Source organism: Lysinibacillus sp. F12, assembly GCF_057773605.1.
Window position 1 is genome coordinate 222,329 of the sequence record NZ_JBYMLP010000005.1, and the last position, 18,497, is coordinate 240,825.

Annotated in this window: 18 protein-coding genes; 4 read left to right on the top strand and 14 right to left on the bottom strand. The window is 33.2% G+C overall.

Annotated features, from left to right (window positions below; all coding sequences use genetic code 11):
- Window positions 1-235 precede the first annotated feature (235 nt).
- Complete coding sequence (locus AC3CH7_RS20390) at window positions 236-949, bottom strand: SDR family oxidoreductase (protein ID WP_031416686.1); 714 nt, start codon at window positions 947-949, stop codon at window positions 236-238.
- Between the two features lie 254 nt (window positions 950-1,203).
- Here AC3CH7_RS20390 and AC3CH7_RS20395 point away from each other — a divergent pair, with 254 nt between their 5' ends.
- Window positions 1,204-1,542, top strand: coding sequence for a winged helix-turn-helix transcriptional regulator (locus AC3CH7_RS20395; RefSeq protein ID WP_012296009.1), 339 nt, complete (start codon window positions 1,204-1,206; stop codon window positions 1,540-1,542).
- A 468-nt stretch (window positions 1,543-2,010) separates the two neighbouring features.
- Here AC3CH7_RS20395 and AC3CH7_RS20400 read toward each other — a convergent pair whose 3' ends face one another.
- Genes AC3CH7_RS20400 through AC3CH7_RS20415 form a run of 4 tightly spaced genes read right to left on the bottom strand, consistent with a single transcriptional unit; the run spans window position 2,011 to window position 5,973 of the window.
- Window positions 2,011-2,634 carry a response regulator transcription factor gene (locus AC3CH7_RS20400; protein ID WP_036162429.1) on the bottom strand — a complete coding sequence of 208 codons (624 nt, stop codon included), beginning with the start codon at window positions 2,632-2,634 and terminating at the stop codon, window positions 2,011-2,013.
- The gene (locus AC3CH7_RS20405) at window positions 2,627-4,897 is read right to left on the bottom strand and encodes a sensor histidine kinase (RefSeq protein WP_416277813.1); all 2,271 of its coding nucleotides are present in this window, start codon (window positions 4,895-4,897) and stop codon (window positions 2,627-2,629) included. The genes AC3CH7_RS20400 and AC3CH7_RS20405 overlap by 8 nt, the downstream gene beginning before the upstream one ends.
- Complete coding sequence (comX, locus tag AC3CH7_RS20410) at window positions 4,881-5,063, bottom strand: competence pheromone ComX (protein WP_036164729.1); 183 nt, start codon at window positions 5,061-5,063, stop codon at window positions 4,881-4,883. The genes AC3CH7_RS20405 and comX overlap by 17 nt, the downstream gene beginning before the upstream one ends.
- Before the next feature lie 10 nt (window positions 5,064-5,073).
- Window positions 5,074-5,973 carry a polyprenyl synthetase family protein gene (locus AC3CH7_RS20415; protein ID WP_416277812.1) on the bottom strand — a complete coding sequence of 300 codons (900 nt, stop codon included), beginning with the start codon at window positions 5,971-5,973 and terminating at the stop codon, window positions 5,074-5,076.
- Between the two features lie 382 nt (window positions 5,974-6,355).
- Between AC3CH7_RS20415 and AC3CH7_RS20420 the strand changes: the two genes are divergently transcribed.
- The 3 genes from AC3CH7_RS20420 (at window position 6,356) to AC3CH7_RS20430 (ending at window position 9,745) form a co-directional block, all read left to right on the top strand.
- On the top strand, window positions 6,356-6,553 hold the full coding sequence (locus AC3CH7_RS20420; protein WP_488381851.1) for a Blp family class II bacteriocin: 198 nt from the start codon (window positions 6,356-6,358) through the stop codon (window positions 6,551-6,553).
- 1,286 nt (window positions 6,554-7,839) lie between these two features.
- Window positions 7,840-8,517: a response regulator transcription factor gene (locus AC3CH7_RS20425; protein ID WP_012296018.1), complete on the top strand. Its 678-nt coding sequence runs from the start codon at window positions 7,840-7,842 to the stop codon at window positions 8,515-8,517.
- Window positions 8,510-9,745, top strand: a complete 1,236-nt coding sequence (locus tag AC3CH7_RS20430; RefSeq protein ID WP_012296019.1) for a sensor histidine kinase — start codon at window positions 8,510-8,512, stop codon at window positions 9,743-9,745. Before AC3CH7_RS20425 ends, AC3CH7_RS20430 begins: the two co-directional genes overlap by 8 nt.
- A 56-nt stretch (window positions 9,746-9,801) precedes the next feature.
- Here the strand turns inward: AC3CH7_RS20430 and AC3CH7_RS20435 are convergent, their stop codons facing one another.
- The 9 genes from AC3CH7_RS20435 to AC3CH7_RS20475 form a co-directional block, all read right to left on the bottom strand.
- Window positions 9,802-10,362: a ferric reductase-like transmembrane domain-containing protein gene (locus tag AC3CH7_RS20435; RefSeq protein WP_012296020.1), complete on the bottom strand. Its 561-nt coding sequence runs from the start codon at window positions 10,360-10,362 to the stop codon at window positions 9,802-9,804.
- Complete coding sequence (locus AC3CH7_RS20440; RefSeq protein WP_488381852.1) at window positions 10,352-11,260, bottom strand: FAD:protein FMN transferase; 909 nt, start codon at window positions 11,258-11,260, stop codon at window positions 10,352-10,354. The genes AC3CH7_RS20435 and AC3CH7_RS20440 overlap by 11 nt, the downstream gene beginning before the upstream one ends.
- Window positions 11,261-11,274: 14 nt before the next feature.
- Window positions 11,275-11,529 carry a hypothetical protein gene (locus tag AC3CH7_RS20445; protein ID WP_012296022.1) on the bottom strand — a complete coding sequence of 85 codons (255 nt, stop codon included), beginning with the start codon at window positions 11,527-11,529 and terminating at the stop codon, window positions 11,275-11,277.
- A 16-nt stretch (window positions 11,530-11,545) separates the two neighbouring features.
- Window positions 11,546-12,199: a copper amine oxidase N-terminal domain-containing protein gene (locus AC3CH7_RS20450; protein ID WP_080717382.1), complete on the bottom strand. Its 654-nt coding sequence runs from the start codon at window positions 12,197-12,199 to the stop codon at window positions 11,546-11,548.
- A 789-nt stretch (window positions 12,200-12,988) separates the two neighbouring features.
- Complete coding sequence (locus tag AC3CH7_RS20455) at window positions 12,989-13,753, bottom strand: SDR family oxidoreductase (protein ID WP_036164738.1); 765 nt, start codon at window positions 13,751-13,753, stop codon at window positions 12,989-12,991.
- A gap of 553 nt (window positions 13,754-14,306) precedes the next feature.
- Window positions 14,307-14,831, bottom strand: coding sequence for a P-loop nucleotide/nucleoside kinase family protein (locus tag AC3CH7_RS20460; RefSeq protein WP_012296026.1), 525 nt, complete (start codon window positions 14,829-14,831; stop codon window positions 14,307-14,309).
- 203 nt (window positions 14,832-15,034) lie between these two features.
- Window positions 15,035-15,877 carry a tyrosine-type recombinase/integrase gene (locus tag AC3CH7_RS20465; protein WP_488381853.1) on the bottom strand — a complete coding sequence of 281 codons (843 nt, stop codon included), beginning with the start codon at window positions 15,875-15,877 and terminating at the stop codon, window positions 15,035-15,037.
- Between the two features lie 301 nt (window positions 15,878-16,178).
- On the bottom strand, window positions 16,179-17,555 hold the full coding sequence (locus AC3CH7_RS20470) for an MATE family efflux transporter (protein WP_488381854.1): 1,377 nt from the start codon (window positions 17,553-17,555) through the stop codon (window positions 16,179-16,181).
- A gap of 52 nt (window positions 17,556-17,607) precedes the next feature.
- A complete protein-coding gene (locus tag AC3CH7_RS20475; protein ID WP_255538244.1) occupies window positions 17,608-18,273 on the bottom strand; it encodes a helix-turn-helix transcriptional regulator in 666 nt (221 codons plus the stop codon).
- Between the last annotated feature and the right edge of the window lie 224 nt (window positions 18,274-18,497).

The following is an 18,497-nucleotide window of genomic DNA, read 5'->3' on the forward strand; positions in this document are numbered from 1 at the left end:
CTATATTCCAAGATATTGTTCAAAATAGAAAAAACCTGTTTATAACTTCTTTGGTCATAAGCAATTCTTATTCTACATCATTAAATTTGCCTTTTAAATGAAGCCTAAGGTTACTAGGCTATATTTGTTTAATCTCACAGACTTTTGTTTATGAAATTGAAGCTTTTCCCTTTTAATAGTATCAGTATCTGAACATTTCTTAAATCCGTATGCATTTTTTCATTTAGTTACGGACTTAAGCTAAAATGTGTCCTCCTTCTACATGAAGAATGGTTCCGGTCACGAAACTATTTTTTAGTAAGTATAATACGCTTTGTGCAACATCTTCAGCCCTCCCTATACGTTTCACTGGAAGTTTGTTTTCAACAGAAGCATAGAAATTATTACGTACTTCTTCTGACATTTTATTACGAGAAGGTGTATCAATGATACCTGGTGAAATAATATTCACTCGAATCGGAGCAAGTTCTAATGCCAAAGTTTGACCCAGATTTGAAACAGCTGCATTGACTGCACCTAGATTTGCTGAACCAATCATAGACTTATAGGCTACAACCCCAGAAAACAAAGTAATGGAACCGTTTGGTAAAATGTTTAACGCGCCATATTTAGCTGCATAATACTGCCCCCAAAATTTGTTTTCAAACAACTGTCGAGCTTGAGCTGTACTTGTTTGGAGAAATGAGCCACCGGATGTTTCTGCTGCGCTTACTACGAGATGATCGAATGGACCAACTTTTTCAAAGAAAGACACAACTTGCTGTTCTTGTGTTGTATCTAGTATGTAAGCTATAGCCTTCGCCCCCAATTGCTCTTTTGCATTCCGTAATTTATCTTCAGATCGGCTTGCAATGATTACTTCAGCACCTTCGGCTATTAGTTGTTTCGCAGATTCCAAGCCAATTCCTGAGCTCCCACCAATAATGACAATCTTTTTATCTTTTAACATGTTTTTACCCCCCTATATTTACCAATGGTAAATTAAACATTTAATTTCTCTTGCATGTATATATCAAGCATTAATTTTTAATGGGTATCAGAAGTCTCATTAAGATCACCTCTTCAATCCAGCCACAACGCTATTATATATACAGTAACTTCATTTATGGAAGTAGTGATATTTATTATATAAAGTTTCTAAAAGGATACTATTGTGGTAGTATAGGGTGAATTAGATAAAGAAATTTTAGGAGGCTGCTTCTGATGAATGTGATTGAGCCAGTCGTGTTGACCAAAGGAACTCCAGGTGAGACTTGTCCCATTGCTAAAACGCTGGATGTGATTGGGACTAAATGGACATTTTTGATTATTCGTGATCTGCTTATAGAAGGAACGATGCGCTTTAGTGACCTATTGAAATCAATGGATGGAATTAGCCCGAAAACACTTTCCCTCCGACTTAAGTTGCTAGAGGACCAAGGAATATTAGAAAGAAAGGTATACCCTGAGGTTCCCCCTCGCGTGGAATATACGCTAACAAAAAAGGGAAAAGGCTTGGAAGGGATTTTCATTGAACTAAAAAGATTTGGATTAAATTTATAAAAATAATATTTAAACTGTAAGTAAGGCATACTTTAAAGTTAAGCATTAATTGCTTCTATCATTGTGCAAAATGGACGAAATTCAATGAATAAAGAAGATCAAATACGTGATCTTATTATCCAAACTTCACTAAGTTTATTTAATAAACAAGGTTACAACCAAACTTCTATTCGAGATATTATGACTGCTACGGCATTAAGATATTAAAAAAATGCTTCAGGCATTTTCCGAGAAAGAGACTGATAGGTAATTCCAATAAAAAGAAAATGCTACACCAAGTTAAAACTCGTATAAAGGTAAATGATTTACCTTTATACGAGTTTAATCAAATTTTTATATACTAGTTGAAAGTAACCTACAATAACGTTAATAATTACATAAGACTTCTAATGAGGATTTTTAGTATTTAAGTTCGAAAGGTTATGGATAAAAAGAGCAGTATAAGCGTTATACTACTCTCCCTAATTTTCAAATCAACCCCATCTCCTTCGCTTTTATTACCGCTTCAGCACGTGTCCCCACATTTAACAGTGCATAGATTTGTGTTAAATTATTTTCAATTGTCCGTTGCTTTACACCCAGTTCAAGCGCAATAGCCTGATTCGTATATCCTTCCATTACGAGCTCGAGTATTCTTTTTTCTCTGTTATTGAAGCGCAATATTTTTTTGAGAGAGTTCCCTGAATACCGATCATTAACATAATCAATAAAGTTTTCAGGAAGTAACAGATCATTGTTCATGGCTGCGTAAATGGTTTTTAATATCCGATCTTTTGTTGCTGTTTTCGAAATCACATTATTAATTTTCTTTTCAATAATTAAGGAATAGTAATCTTTAATATCATCACCCGTATATAAAATTACAATTGAGGATGGATATTTTTCCTTCACTAATTCAGCAAATGTTAGACCACTGCAAGCACCGAGATTAACATCAATTAAAAAAACATCATACACTTTTTTCTCAATAACATCTGCAAATGACTCTATATCATTTAATGTATCAATTGAAATGTCTGATACGGCGTTAAAAAGCTTTTTACTGCCATCCAAAATCATAGGATGGTCGTCTACTATAAGTAGTTTAATCATAAGTAACTCCTTCCTCTATTTTTATATGGACGCGCATCCCTTCGTCAGGAGCAGACTCAATTTGGATAAAACCGTTATAAGCATAAATACGCTCTATTATTCCTTGGAGTCCCATAGAATTTTTCCGTTCACTTTCGGACAAATCGCAGCCTACACCATTATCCAAATACACCAGCTCAAAGCCATATAATGTAGAGATAAGTTGTATCTTCACATAGGTAGCTTGTGAATGCTTTATTGCGTTATTTAATAATTCTTGTACTGTTCGATAAATGAGTAAAGGATAATCAGCATTCGCTAACTCTACATCTTCAATTTCAAGAATGATAGCGAAATCCGCACGCTGATCTGTCTCTGCAAATAATTTATTTAATGCTGCCTTTAAACCTTGCTTTTCTAGTAGTGGTGGCTTCAATTTTCCACAATAATAGCGTAATTGGTGATTAAGCTCAACCAGATTTTCGCGATGCTGCTGAATGAGTTGTTGTATTTCTTTTTGTACTTGCTTGTCTTGAAATTTATCTATCTCTCTAATTAGATGGATTTGTTCTTGAAGAATCGTATCATGGAGCTCTTGAGCTAGCTGATATTTTTCGTTTTCGAGCTTTATCCAAACGAATTTCCTTAGCCATGGAGGATATGGCTTACCTGGTTTTTGAGAAGTATTCAATTGGTAGATTAAGTCTTCAACCAATTGCGTATTTTCAATAAAGTTACTTATGTACATAATCAACAGTTCAAGGCATAATAACTCTTCTCTTTTTAAATAAACTTTATCTTTATCCCCAATCGTAAGAATGTATTTTTGATCTAAGGTTTCATGTAAACAACCTATATAAAGGTCCCCTATTTTCTTTATCTCACCTAAGCTTAATTTTTCAATAGTATCAAAATTAAAGACGGGAACAGACGGTAAATCATTCTTAATAACTGTTCCATCAACTGTAGAGTAGATATAAATAGTAATATTACTAACAGCTAATTGTTGTGATAGTTCCTCTGTAAAGCGCTCTAATAATTCTTCAACTGTTGTCACTTTTATAATGCGTTCGATAGTTTTATGGACAACGTGAATATAATCTCCTTTAGGGGAATATAGTAGCTTCCGATTAGCATAATCTATCTTTTCTTTAATATAGAGTGCAACTACCAATAATATAAACACAAATAAAAAGATATACAGTAAATCCATTAAATAAATATGAATAGTAAGATAAATCCCTGTACATATTAAAGCAGCTAACGTTAATGAAAACATACTATAATTACGGATCTTGGAAATTTGATAATCTAAATCAAACAACCGCTCAGGAAATTGCACCAATAGTAAAGAAATAGGGATAACTAATAAAAACAAAGCGCTAACCGAAGATGATATGATAAATTGTTTAAATAAAAGAATCGGTAGAACGTAGAGTAGCACAAACGGGAGGAATGGTACTATCAAACATAAAAATAATAGCAAAAATTGTTGCTTACGATATCTTATGTAAGACATACCCATTATAAAAATAGCATAAAGTATTAGAACACAAAATATAACTAAAATTAGAATTGTATTGAATGGTCTTATCAAAGGATCAACCATCTCACATAGCGTCAATAAACCAACAATACAAGTAAATCCATATAAGATCATTTTATTCACTATAAAAGTGAAATGAATACTTAAAGATTTAAGATAATTACATAAAAAATGAATTAATAAAATTAAGCTTAATATTAAACCATTGCTTATTATAAATATGCCTAAACTATCTAATCGAGTAGAAGCTCCCACACTGCTATAAGTCAATGAAACTGTCAGTATAAATAAAATAAAGATGCCCAAGGATTGAAAGGTTTTTCTTTTATATATATATAAATAAATACTTAACGTTAAATTGATAAAGAAATAAACTAATGGAATAATGAAAGCATGCAGAAATTGATATGGCAACTCTGAATACTTAATTTGTATAGTCTTTAAATTACCCTGTGAATCTTCTAACAAGATACTATTTGCACTTCTTATCATATATTCTTTTGTGTCTTTTCCTGTTTCTATTTCTTTATTATCTACCTCTAAAATAGTATCCCCTTTTTCTGCATCATTGAGGTTTGCCCACTCAGGATAGGTAAAATTCTTTATGACCCAATCATTATGTACTCTTTCGACTTCAATGCCGATCAATGGAAATCTGAAACTGATAGACAACATATATACGATCGCTAATGTATAGCTAATAATCGTAAATAAAAACGCACTATATTTTATTTTCATCCACTGCCCCGCGCCATCCAAGCCCTCTAAAATAGATAGGCTCTTTAAATGCTTCTAAAATAGCCTGTTGCTCTCGTGTTGTAACACCTACTAATGACAATTTGTTTTCTTTTAAGGAAACAATTAAACTAGGATTTTCTAATAAATACTGAATTAATTTTCTCAAATTACAGCCCTCATTCCATTAATTTCTCTAAATATAGCCTACTTTTTTTGCTAAATGGCATTATCTTTAATAAATCTAGTGCTTTAAATTTAAACGTATTTTTTAATGCAACGGTATAATGGATAGCTCCGTTATTCATCAAAGCATCTTCAAAAATTTGATTATCTAAGTATGCTGTAGTACCTGAATAATAATCTGTTAAAATTTTCGAATACTCCTCACTTTGTTCAAATAAAAAAATAATAGGTATGGAAAATTTTTTATTTAGCAAATCATTTTTCTTATTCCACATGTTTAAATCCTCAATATCATTTTTTATTTGTTGAATAACACCTATATAGCTTGAATACTCTTCTACACAGGGTTCATATTTACCTAACGCTAGAACCGTGCCTAATTGACTACTTAAGGCAGTCAATGATCCAGATTTTAAAGTAATCATTTCTATATAGCTTTCTTCAACTCTACAATTATTTAATAAATCTAAGTGTTGTCCGTTAATACTTCTTAAGACAAAATCGTTTAAAACACCTATAGCTATTTGTTTATGAGTAAAGGAACTTTCACTTATCAGCTTTATAGCTAAAAAAATCATGGCTAAAGTTGCATTCATAGCAAAAGCAGGTTCATTGCACCAGATATAATCTGAATCATTGTCTTGTAAATCATCTATTATATCAAAACTTAAAATTATTAGTTCAATAGCGGCAGCTATCTTTATAATTTCCAAGTTATCATCTTGGGCAAACTCTTGATAGTGAATCATACAGAGATGGCCAAAAATCATATGTGAATCTTTTTTTTCATCAATATAATTTAAAATGTTAGTTCTGAAAGACTCATGGAAATCTTCCGATACGACTAATTCTTTCATTTCCTTAAGTATATTGTTTTGATACAACAAATCCATCCATCGCCCACTTTTAATTTAAAATATTTACATTTCATTATAAACATCTAACAATAAAATGGAATAGTAAAATTTTGTTGTTTTTTTAATATTTTGCTATATTTCTAAAATAGGTAATCAAAATTCAGGTAAAAATTACATAAAGAATGCTAATGAATTTGTGTTAATTTCCCCCTAAAAAGAGCTACTATCTGTAATCAACTGTGTGATTACGCAATTGGTACTTTGCGGAATTACACAGTTGTAAACCACATCAAAAAAGTACTATATATTTAAATATAACTGTTAGTTTTATTCCAATTACTAGAAAGGTTGAGGTAGTTAGGGATGAACGAATTATCTGAAGCAAAGTTAATGGAGATAGATGGCGATGGCTTGAAGATTGAAATCGATTAGTGGAGGGAGCGCTGCATCTTCTGTTCTTAATTTTTCTACAGGTGCAGGTCTTGGCGCGACAGGTGTTGCTTTAGTACAAGGAGCAAAAAAAGGGGCTCAAGTGGGTAGACTTGGTGGACCTTGGGGAATTGCTGCTGGTGCCGTAGTAGGTGGGGTAGTTGGAGTATGGTTAGGTAACGACTAACTAAAATAAACTTAGTTTTGACTTTTTGATTATAATTTAATTACATAGTTCTAAGTAATTGAATTTAAATTTTTATTTGTATCATCCCCTTTTAGTAATCGGTGTTATAGACATTTGTTTAAAATGGCGAAACACTTTGCTTTTAGGGGATTCCATTTACTTTAGCTAAGATTTGAAAAAATGTTTCAAAGTTGGATAGGCATGCAGAAACATAAATTGAAAATTAGAGGTGGTGAACAATTTTGATTAATAGGAAAGCTATACTTATCCCGTTACTAATCTTATTTATTGCTCTTTTACGCCAAGTAAGTATTCACTGGGGAGAAAAAACAACCATATTTTGGTTTTATTTATTTGGAGTAATTTTTTTGGCCATTATTTTTCTATATCAATTACTTCTAACCAGAAGAAAAAAAGAACGATAATGTTGACAGGAATACAAGCTGTTTAGTTTATTTAAGTCCCTTTTTCGATAAATCTACATATTACATACATAAGAATCACTTATTTTACATTTGATTGGTTAAACAGTATAGACACTTAGTATAAAAATAGCTCCACTCAGCTTATGTACATATATACTGTTTACTAGTTCCTGTTAAAAATTAAAACAAACTTCTGCATTTTTGTTCAGACTCAGAAATGAGTGCCAATTAACGAAAAAGTATTTAGACGTTAGAACAAAAATAAGTTTTTGCACACGCTTGATCTCTATCTCCTACATATGAAGAAATACCTTATACACAAACGGAAAATTATGCTAATGGTGTTTAAAATCACATGATGCATATTCTATTGAGGCTTTACAATGATGTACAAAAGGAAAAAATTGAAAAATATTATTATTATTTAAAAGTATTAACCAAAACCATTAATACCCCTCTATACCTCTCATAAAAACACCTCCTTAATCAGAGAGGTGTTTTCATTTATTTCAAGGTTCAGTCATAATTTTTATGGGATTCATTTTGCTCTTTCCGTTTTATGCCGCTTGCTGTGATATTCGTAGTATACTTTTATCACAACCAACTAAGGGAGTAGATCAATGCCCGAATCAAAACCTATTGGCTGGCACATTGCACAGAAATAAAAGATTTACCCAAATCATAATTTCAAAAATCGACGATACATCTTGATCGTGCGGCTCTCATATTGATTACCGATGGTCAAACCTCCACTACTTTAAAAAAAGCATCGCATCTTTTTTTCAAAGCTACAATTTTCAGTTTAAATTCATTTTAGGGTTGTATAGTATATTGAATATAATTTACAGGGGGAAAACAACTTTGAAAATATTACTTGCAGAAGATGATGCTCGTTTAAGAAAAAATATCGTATATATTCTTAGAAAGGAATTTCACCACGTAATCGAAGTGGATAACGGACTAGACGCGCTCGACCATACCTTTTCCGAAAGTTTTGATTTGTTAATTTTAGATTGGATGATGCCTCAGCTGAGTGGTCTTGAGGTTTGCAAACAACTTCGAGATACAGGTTTTAGTGGTGGTATTTTGATGCTGACTGCAAAAGATGATACCTCTGATATTATTCAAGGTTTAGATAGTGGAGCAGATGATTACTTAGTAAAACCTTTTAAGATGGAGGAACTTTTAGCAAGAATTCGAGCAGTACTGCGAAGAAAAGAAAAAGTAATCGAACAAGTCATCCAAGTAGAAAATTTACAACTTAATATAGATTCTCGCGTTTTCCTTCGCGATAATACTGAAATTGAATTAACTAAAAATGAGTTTGCACTCTTAGAATTCCTATTCATCAATAAGGGACATGTGCTTACAAGAGAACAAATATGTATTTACATATGGGGCTATGATTTTGACGTTTCAAATAACTCCTTGGATGCACTTGTGAAACTCGTCCGAAAAAAAATTGATACTAGCCATGAAAAATCGCATATTCAAAATGTAAGAGGGATTGGCTATAAACTGAGGGATTACTGTGTTTAATAAAACAAGAAAAAAATTATCATTATTATATGCCACCATTTTCTTTTCGTTTTTTTCTCTCTTCATCATCATTCTTTATTTTTCACTCGTAAATTTGATGGATACTCAACAGTTAGAAGAACTAGAATCCATCTATACAAAACAAAAACATGATTTTTATGAATACAAGGATCATGACAAGGAAAATTTGAGCTATGATCCAAACCGTAATTTTTTCTATTACATTTATACAAACAACCATATATTTGTTCACGGTGATGAGTCCTATAAAGGTCTGAAAACACAATTAGAGGAAGTCTTTACAAAAAGCAAGACAAATGAAAAAACAGTGCTTCATTTCGAATGGCAAAATGAGCATTTCCTTCTTCTGAAAAAACCTATTTACGAACGTAATGAGGTTGTTGGATATATCATTTTAGGGAAATCCATTACTTCACAACAACACTTTTTCAAAAAAACCATTCAGTTACTTATTCTGTTAACTTGTATTTCTACAGTCTTAATCGGACTCCTTAGTTACTATATGGCAGGTAAAGCAATGGTCCCTATTCAATGGTCATATGATAAACAGAAAAAGTTTGTTTCAGATGCCTCTCATGAATTGCGCACACCACTCAGTATTTTTTATAGCTCGCTCGATATATTAGATCTAGAAGAAGCTAAAAATATAAGCCCTTTTGGCAAAGAATTAATTCATGAAATGAAAGAAGAAGCTCAACTAATGAAAGAATTGTTGGAGAAATTGTTATTTTTAGCTCGCCATGATCAGCAACAATGGAATCAGCATATAGGTGTTATACCACTCTCCAAAATGCTAGAAAAAGTTAGTGCAAAATTCCACAAATTAATGCCTCCTGAAATACAATTTGAAACACAAATTGAAGAAAATATAGAGCTACTTGGAGATGCAGCAAAGATACAAGAACTACTCTATATATTATTGGAAAATGCTATTTCGTACTCTAAAAAAGGGAAAATAACACTCACCCTTTTAAAAGAAAGAGATTCTATTGAAATTGCTTTAACCGATCAAGGAATTGGTATACCAGAGCATGAATTATCCTTAATCTTTGAACGATTTTATCGTAGCGATGCTGCACGCCAAAGAAACGGAACTGGTTTAGGTCTGTCAATAGCAAAAGCGATTGTTGAACAGCACAATGGGAAAATTTTTGCTACAAGTAAAGTAGGAACAGGCACAACATTTCATATTGTATTTAAAATTTGAAATAATAGAAGCATCAATCCTTCCCTTTTTCTAGGAAGAGTTGATGCTTTTATCACTTAGATAGACGTATTATTTTTCGGGGAAATGTCCTTTTTCAAACTCTCTTGGCTCACTCTTCGCAAAACCAATATAACTAAAGTGAAACCGGCTGTTAACGCATAAAAAATTAGTACAAATAAATTTTCAGTATCAGTACCAATGATGATGCCATGGCAAAGTGAAAGTAACCACGCAGGTAACACAAGCATATGAATATTCTTCCATATAGATCGACTCATTGTTTTAATCCATAAATCTGAAGTCATTAACACGATCAAAAAACAATAAAAAGCAATTGTGCCAAGACTAGAGGCTACTGACTTATAGTCAGCGGCAAAAGGAATCAAAACTTCCACTACATTATAAGGCTTATAGCTGTCAATCATTAATACAAGCATATGGGCTATTAATGTGAACAACCCCATCCAACCTGCATTTTGATGTATTTGATAAATTAAGTTTTTATGTGATTTTACATATGGTGATTTTCTTAAAAGCCCAAAAATAATGGAGATTGTAAAATAAAAATAGGCTAAAAATCCAAATAGTCTAATCCATTCCCATGTACTAGTTAACAACTTCTCTCCCCCTTGCCATCATCCAATAACCTTCTTGTCCTTCTTTGACAATAAACCGAGCATTTCGTTGACAATTTGTTTCAAACCACTGTTGTTGCTCACTTTCATCTATTAGGAAACAAAGCTTTGCCCATACTTCGGCATCACACAATGAAGATGTTACGACCGTCGCTTGCAACACATCTGTTTTGGCAACCTCACCTGTTCGTCCATTCAATAGATGATTCTTCGTAATATTATTTTGTGTCCAACTTCTAAAAATTCGATTAGAAGTGGCAATCGCTCCCGTGCTAATATTGATATAGCTAATTTCTTTATCAATTATTTTAGGGTCAGCCACACCAATCTTCCATATCTTCTCCCCTGTAGACCATAGTTTCATATCACCACCACCATCTATAATGCCGTAATCAGGGGCAACCTCATTTTCAAGCCAATTAGCCAGCGTTTCTATGGCATACCCTTTAGCAAATCCACCTAAATCAATTTCCTGGTTCGCAAGTTTCATTACCTGCTGATTGCTTAAAAACTGAAATGGCTTTCCTGAGATGGACTTTACATTTGAGGATTGATGCTTAGCCACTTTAAATGGGAACGACTGATTGTAGCCCTGCTGCTCCAGCTGCAACTTCAAATAGGGTGAGAATAATCCATTGGATTGAAGATAATATTGATTTGCTCGTTGTAAACAATCATAAAGTGACGTGCTTAGTTGCAATGTCTCGCCAATCTTTAATTCATTTAATAGTGACAACTCATTATTAGGTAGAAACCTTGACCATTCTTTTGCTACGTACTGCAACCATTTTTCAGCCCGCTCTTTCCAATTTTTATTTTTACCTTTTGGAATAGCTATAAAAAAATCGGTATTCATTAATTGTAGGGAAAGTGTGTCCATCTTCATCATCTCCACTATGTTCTTTTGGTTTTTCGATCACTCTTTTTTGAAATTTGATTGGCAGCTTGAACTTCAAAATTTGTCCAATCTAGTTGGACAAGCTCTTTCTCTTTCTCCGTCATGTCTTTTTCTTGTTGCGCAGTAATTTGAAGATCATTTGAATGGTTTGTTTTTGCTTGTATTGAAGTGTTTATTTGCGTTAATAGTACGGCAGATAACATCACCCCTGATGCGCCTAATATCCATTTCGCTTTTTTCGGATCTTTCATTGTTCACCATTCCTTCCTATTTGATTAAAAGTTGACATAAAAACATTTGATTGTCTTCTTGCCATTCGACCACATAGCCTAAGCCATTTGTAATGACACTGATTGGTACATAGAGTTCCTCATTTAAATAGAATGAAGATGCAGGTAACGGTGTTTTAACATTGTTATCATAGACAACATTAGTACCTGAGCGAAAAACTAGTTCATTCTCTTGATATTGTATATCTAAAATTTTGCTTGTTTTGTAAAAGGTAGCTTTTGCTCCTAAAAGCTGTGCCACTGTTTTCCCTGGTACAAAAAACTCCCCGTCTTTTGGGATAACATAAAAATTTAATTCTTTATTCATACCTACTACTTTCAAATTGACTAATTTTGACATGCTGAAAGGCAAAACCTCTTTCTCCATAACTAATTCTCTTGTCCAAATATTCCAAGTACCTTTTTCGTATACTTCACCATTCGTATTATAGGATTCATCTTCATCATCATATTCGTAACGATCATCATCGTCATCATCATCATGGTCATATTCGTAACGATCATCATCGTCGTACTTCTCATGTTTCTTATACTCGTGTTCATGGTCATCATCAGCTCGAACACTTAATCCAAAAGTGAATGTACAAGTTACTAAAAAAGCCAATATCAAACTGATTCTCTTTTTTTTCATGGATACTACCCCCTTCATTTGACTACATTGTAGCTAAGAAAAATGATAGGAATCTGAAATTTAATTTTTTTTTACATAAAAAATCAAACTATCTCCAAGTTAGTTTCACCTAACTCTGGATATATCTTTTACTTTTACAATTGCTTTTTTATTTGTGGTTTATTATATAAATTAGATAATTTCTAGAGCTGCTTCTTAAAAGCCATTGCTAAGCAATAGTGATGCATTGAAAAAGACGCGCCCTTTAATGGAATAACCTACATTTAACTTCGTGCCACATTTTAATCATTTGCTTTTGATGACATGCAATTAAAGTACCTCAGAAACCCTTATTTTACGGCAAATAAAAGAATCCATATTAATAGAAGGTATGATCAAAATAGATTCTTTTCTTGCATATTTCGGTTTCGATTTTATTAAATAAATCGGATCATTTTCTAACTATGCTGTTCAACAATTGAGCCCGATTGCTAGGCATCGATAAATCCACTCTGTTTCTCGTAATCCGGAACTGGATTTCCCTCTGTAAATGGGGCCAATCGTTCAACATACTTCCATAATGAAGGACGATTAACATCTGAACTAAAAATTTGAAAGTATGGAACATTTCATTTCTAATTGGAGAGGTACATTTACTATTTACATTAACCAACGAATGAAAGAAAAATTAAAAGGAATGAGCCCTGTCCAATACAGAGTTCATTCCTCAGTAACTGCTTAAAAATATGTGTCTAACTTTTTCGGGTGTCTTCATTTGAAGTTCCGTATAAATTCGTTATCTTACAGGTTCTATAGATGAGATCCTCCACTTGCATCGAGTAATTGACCAGTTACCCAACGGCTGTCTGAGGAAGCAAGAAAGGCGGCAATATCTGCCACATCCTCGGGTTCTCCCCATCTATTGAAGATTGAAAGACCAGCCGCATATTTTTGCCCATCAAGCTTTTCCAAAGTCTCAGCATTCATCTCCGTATTAATAATTCCAGGCTGGATGGCGTTTACCGTAATATCACGGCTCCCTAGTTGCTTGGCTAGAAGACGCGTAAACGTGTCGATAGCACCTTTGGACATACTGTATGTGAAGACACTTGGCGAAGCTGCACGTGTCACAAAAGAAGAAATATTAATAATACGTCCTCCATCTTTTAAACGTGGCAAAGCTTGCTGAGTAACAAAAAGTGGTGCTTTAACATTAATCTTCATTACCTCCTCAAATGATTCTTCCGTCGTCTCTTCTAAACTCATAATTTGACCTATTCCAGCATTGTTGACAAGAATATCGAATCCGACACCGCCCATATATCCCCGAATAGTATCATCCAAAGTAGTAAATAAATCTTGAATACCATCTAGAGTACTGAGGTCAGCACCAATTGCGCAAGCATTTCCTCCGCTTTGTTCGATCTGGTGAACAACTGCTTCTGCCTCATTACGCCTTTTCCCGTAATGAACGATGACAAAGGCTCCCTCTTGAGCCAGACGCAATGCAATACTGCGGCCAATTCCTCGACTTGATCCTGTAACTAAAGCGATTTTGCCTGTTAACTTACTCATGCTTCCATCTCCTTGTTCAAACAAAGTTATATTACATAGAGAATTATATCAAGGAACATTATTTGAAATGTTGCTCTCCTATTCGGTTTCAAAGGGGTGTTTCATCGCAGTTTTATTTCATTTCTAGAGCGTGACTTTCATATAAAAATGTTATTCAACCATATGGCTACTTAGATGAAGGAAAGTCGCATTCTTTACTAAAGAAATGCATTTTGTGTGCCATAATAAAAACCATAAACAAAAACCCTGATACAGCAATACACTGTACCAAGGTTTGTATTTTATAGTTATCATCACTCATGTATTCTGTTTAAGTGTTCTGTATACAACTTTATTGTAACTCAATACTGTTGGTTTGGAATAAAGTTTGATTAAAAATGCCTCGCAAATTCCTTATTTTACGTTAAATAAGAAGAATCCCTTTTGAAAAAAGATTGACCAAAAGGGATTCTTCTTTAGCTGTTTTAAGTCAGGTCTTATAAAAAAGTTTGATTATTTTCTACCTGTGTTGCTCCACAATCGCGCCCTTTAATTGAATAAAAATATTTACAACTCATTTCTTTATGTAATTTACAACGTCATTAATATAACTATCGATAGGTTCGCCAGTATTTACAACCAAGCACTGATAATCAGCGGGTCTTTTACTATTGACTAATGTATATTTAAAATTCTCTTCGGAAGTTACCTCACTTATTTGACTTATCATTCTTTCTCGATTTTTCAATCTAAAATTAATCTCTTGAAAATCATCAAGGTAGCACTCAATATATTTGTACTTCACATTATATTTTTTAGACATAGCAATTCCTCGATCTACCATTTCTTGATAAAGGCAAGGGCTATCAAATACTACATTTTGTCCTTGTGATAAGTAAAATTCAATTAAAGACCAATCAATATTATATGAAATCTTACCAGTTAATTTTGAATCGATTTGAATTTCTTCTGTTGACTGTAATAAAGCAGATTTTACAATATCGTGGTCTATTATGACTGCTCCTGTACGCTCAGCAATTTGACGAGAAAGTGTAGACTTTCCAGACCCAGGAAAGCCAGACATTTGAACAAAAAACATGTTAATCCCTCACTTCTTCTACTATAAATAAAGTATCTATGGCAATAACGAAAAACTCTTATTAAATAACCAAGTTGTTCTCAAGAACTATCCCTAAATTTTAACATAAATATACAATTCTCTTTAGAGGCAGTTATTCAACTAAATGGCCCTATAATAAAAAAAACACCCATTTCTACATGAGTGTAATTGAAGAAAGTTTTTTAAAAGTATTTACTGTATAAATCCTGTCTTAGCTTTCCGCTTAGCTGAGCGTAGATCTTTGTAGTCTCACTCTTTTCATGACCCAGTAAACTTTGAATGACATCAATTGGCGCACCGTTATTAATCATATGCGTTGCATAGCTGTGTCGTAATTGATGCGGATGTATACTCTTTTTTATACTAGCACGATTTGATATGCGCTTGATAATATATCTTAAATTATCAATGCTCCTTCGTCTTTTCGGCCTTCTGTCCGTAATAAACAAACAAGGTTCCTTATCCACTCGTTCATCTAAATACCTTTTTAACCAAATAGAACAGCGGGTATTAAAGTACACTTCCCTTTCTTTATCACCTTTTCCTTGTACAATTACTGAATTCGATTGAAAATCGATATCTTCTCGATTTAATTTTACAATTTCACCAATACGGCAGCCGGTTGAATACATAAACTCAAATAGTGCTTTCTCCATTGTTGTTTGACAAGCTTCCCTTAGATGTTCTATCTCTAATTCTGAGAGAAATTTAGGAATCCTTTTACCTAATTTCGGCTCTTTTAATTTAGCTGCAGGATTTTTTTGAGTATAACCTTCTTCATGTGACCATCTAAATAATGATTTAACACAACGAATCCTATGTCCTAAACTGGAAGGCTTTAAGTGATCTCCTGATCGTATTAAATATTCTTTTAATCTATCTGTATTAAATTCGTTCATATCAATATCACCAAAAAATCGTAATAATAGATTGTATTGAAAACAATATGTTTTTAATGTAAGCAATGAATATCCTTCGATTTTTTTATCCTGTTGATACTTTTTCCACGCTTCGGATAATAGCATGTGTCTTTCACTCTCCCACCTATAAATCTATTAATTCTAAATTCTATTATGTTCAATAAAAGATTTTTCCATACAAGGATATTCAACAAAATAAAAAATATTAATAGTTTCGAACTCTAATTAATCAAAAAGGCACTTTCCTTGTTTCCAGGAAAGCGCCCGTTTACAGCATACTATCTTTTCCGCAAACTTTACTAAAGCAAGCATAATATCGTTTGAAAAATTCAGCTTCTATTCTTCTAAAGGTATTATAACTGGGTAGAGCTAACTATCACTGCAACAGAAGAAAAAACTGTATATTTTAATTCCCGCTATCTGCATATGTGGTTTTTTTAGCTTTCCTAAAGAATAGTAAAGCAATAGCCAGAGTCAATATATCTGCCAGCGGAATTGCAAAGAAGATTGAAAAGGACGGACTAATGGAGAAAACATCATATTTCTCAAAAATATACGGCAATACTACGACTAATGGAATGACTGAAACGACTTGTCTCGTTATCCCAATGATTACTGCTTTCATTTCACTTTCTGTAACTTGCAGTAACGTCATGATTGTATAAGTAATTCCAAGCATAGGGAAAGTGATGAAAATAACCTTGATAATGGACATAACCGATTCAATAATTGCTTGATCTCCTGTAAATATAATGAGGATGTACTTTCCGGCCAAGAATACAATTGCCGTTATCCCGATACCGTAAAAGAAGCAATATTGCACTGTTTTCTTCACAACCATAAGCTTTTTCACTTCGTCGCCTTTTCCATTGAAATAAGCAATAATTGTTTGAACAGCTTGTGTGATGCCGATGATTGGTATTAACATAAGCATGTACATTTTATTGGCAATATTCCACATCGCGATATGGGCATTGCCCCCTACAGTGAGTAACTGATAATTCACGATAAATGCAGTGACTCCTGCCAGCAATTGAATAGTCGTTTGGGCAAATCCAATTTTAAACATCTTATATGACATATAAACGAACTCTTTAAATGAAAATCGATTCGATGTAAACCAGTTTTTATTCTTCACAAGGTACATAACTGATAGGAAAGCACACACAACTTCACTAATCAGAGTTCCTAGTGCAATACCCACTATGCCTAATTGAAAGCCGAATGTGAGAATAGCATTACATACAATGTTAATGATCACAGAAAGAACAATAATCACGGCTTCAGCTTTTGGATTTCCAAATGCCCGGATAGTACTTGTAAGCGTGTAACCAGCGGCACTGAATATATTACTGATAATAATGATTTTCAAATAATCCTGTGCAAGAGTATATACTTCCGCTTCAGCACCAAACATTGTTAATATTGGGTCCATAAATAAGTAGACAAGCAGTGACGTAATTATACTGACAACGAGCGTCATGATAAAGCCGCTCTTAAAATAGTTGTTCAATTTCAACATATCATTCCGACCCAAATATTTGGAAATCATAATGGCAGTAGAAATAGCAAAAAGTGTTTGAAGTGCAACAAACACAGCCAAGAGTGGTGATAGTAATCCCATTGCAGTCAAAGCATTTTCACTTTGACTACCTAAATGTCCCGCAAAGGATGTATCCACGACCGAAGTCATCGTTTCTATTATTAACGAGAATATTGCCGGAAGTGAGAATGTCATAATTAATTTATTTACTGATTGACTTTCATATATATTATCTTTCATGTTTTATCCCCCCTAAAATCATAATAGCACTCAAAACAAGTCATATAATGTCTTATTTGAGTGCTATCTTTTTATTATCTTTATAAGGGATAAAGGTTCTTTCAAACTCCACATCTGTGATGTCCGCTTGACTAATTGTTGAGATTTTAATCAATAGATATTCTTTCTCAAAAGCATATAAATATAAACCTTCAGGCCGCAGCACGTAACTAATAGGCGCAACAACGAGCTGTTCATCATTTACTGAAATATCGAGAAGCTGCTCTTCATCCAGACAGTGATTTATTTTCTTATATATGCCTTCTGTCATATCAATTTTCTCTTCCACAAGATCTACTACTAAATAATTTTCTGCATCGTTCTCGTAAAGGTGAATCAAATCAGGTGAAATAAGAGACAACTTCTTCAACACACTATCCTTATGTTTTTTTGTTGAAATACTATCATACATAGATAACGCAAAGGTAATCGTTTGCAGATCTTCCTTTGTCAAAAAACTTTTTGATAACTTAAAGTTTTCCTCTATATATATCCCACCTTGATTTCCCTGTTTGCAAGTTACTGGTATTCCCATCATAGATAATTTATCAATATCTCTTTGAATGGTTTTAAGGCTTACCTCAAAGGTACGTGCTAACTCTTTATGGGTTGCTTTTTTCACTTTCAGCAAATAGAGCACGATTTCAAATTGACGATTTCGAATGATATTCCCCTCCAATATAGTAGTAAGTATTACTTACTCAACCGATCTCAAGAAGACAACTTCATATGACTAAATAAAAAAATATGAATTATTTCAAATAAGACATTATATGTCCTATTTACCCTGCTATAGTTACGTTTATAGGCTGGATAAAACGTAAAGGCAAAAATTCAGTGTCACTTCATTCCGTACTTATCAATGCAATGAAGTAGCTGTGATTTGCCCAAATCAGATCGGAG

Bases quoted from the DNA above. Each gene is read 5' to 3' on its own strand.
- AC3CH7_RS20390 (WP_031416686.1), bottom strand. From the start codon at position 949: ATGTTAAAAGATAAAAAGATTGTCATTATTGGTGGGAGCTCAGGAATT.
- AC3CH7_RS20395 (WP_012296009.1), top strand. From the start codon at position 1,204: ATGAATGTGATTGAGCCAGTCGTGTTGACCAAAGGAACTCCAGGTGAG.
- AC3CH7_RS20400 (WP_036162429.1), bottom strand. From the start codon at position 2,634: ATGATTAAACTACTTATAGTAGACGACCATCCTATGATTTTGGATGGC.
- AC3CH7_RS20405 (WP_416277813.1), bottom strand. From the start codon at position 4,897: ATGAAAATAAAATATAGTGCGTTTTTATTTACGATTATTAGCTATACA.
- AC3CH7_RS20415 (WP_416277812.1), bottom strand. From the start codon at position 5,973: ATGGATTTGTTGTATCAAAACAATATACTTAAGGAAATGAAAGAATTA.
- AC3CH7_RS20440 (WP_488381852.1), bottom strand. From the start codon at position 11,260: ATGGACACACTTTCCCTACAATTAATGAATACCGATTTTTTTATAGCT.
- AC3CH7_RS20445 (WP_012296022.1), bottom strand. From the start codon at position 11,529: ATGAAAGATCCGAAAAAAGCGAAATGGATATTAGGCGCATCAGGGGTG.
- AC3CH7_RS20450 (WP_080717382.1), bottom strand. From the start codon at position 12,199: ATGAAAAAAAAGAGAATCAGTTTGATATTGGCTTTTTTAGTAACTTGT.
- AC3CH7_RS20455 (WP_036164738.1), bottom strand. From the start codon at position 13,753: ATGAGTAAGTTAACAGGCAAAATCGCTTTAGTTACAGGATCAAGTCGA.
- AC3CH7_RS20460 (WP_012296026.1), bottom strand. From the start codon at position 14,831: ATGTTTTTTGTTCAAATGTCTGGCTTTCCTGGGTCTGGAAAGTCTACA.
- AC3CH7_RS20465 (WP_488381853.1), bottom strand. From the start codon at position 15,877: ATGCTATTATCCGAAGCGTGGAAAAAGTATCAACAGGATAAAAAAATC.
- AC3CH7_RS20470 (WP_488381854.1), bottom strand. From the start codon at position 17,555: ATGAAAGATAATATATATGAAAGTCAATCAGTAAATAAATTAATTATG.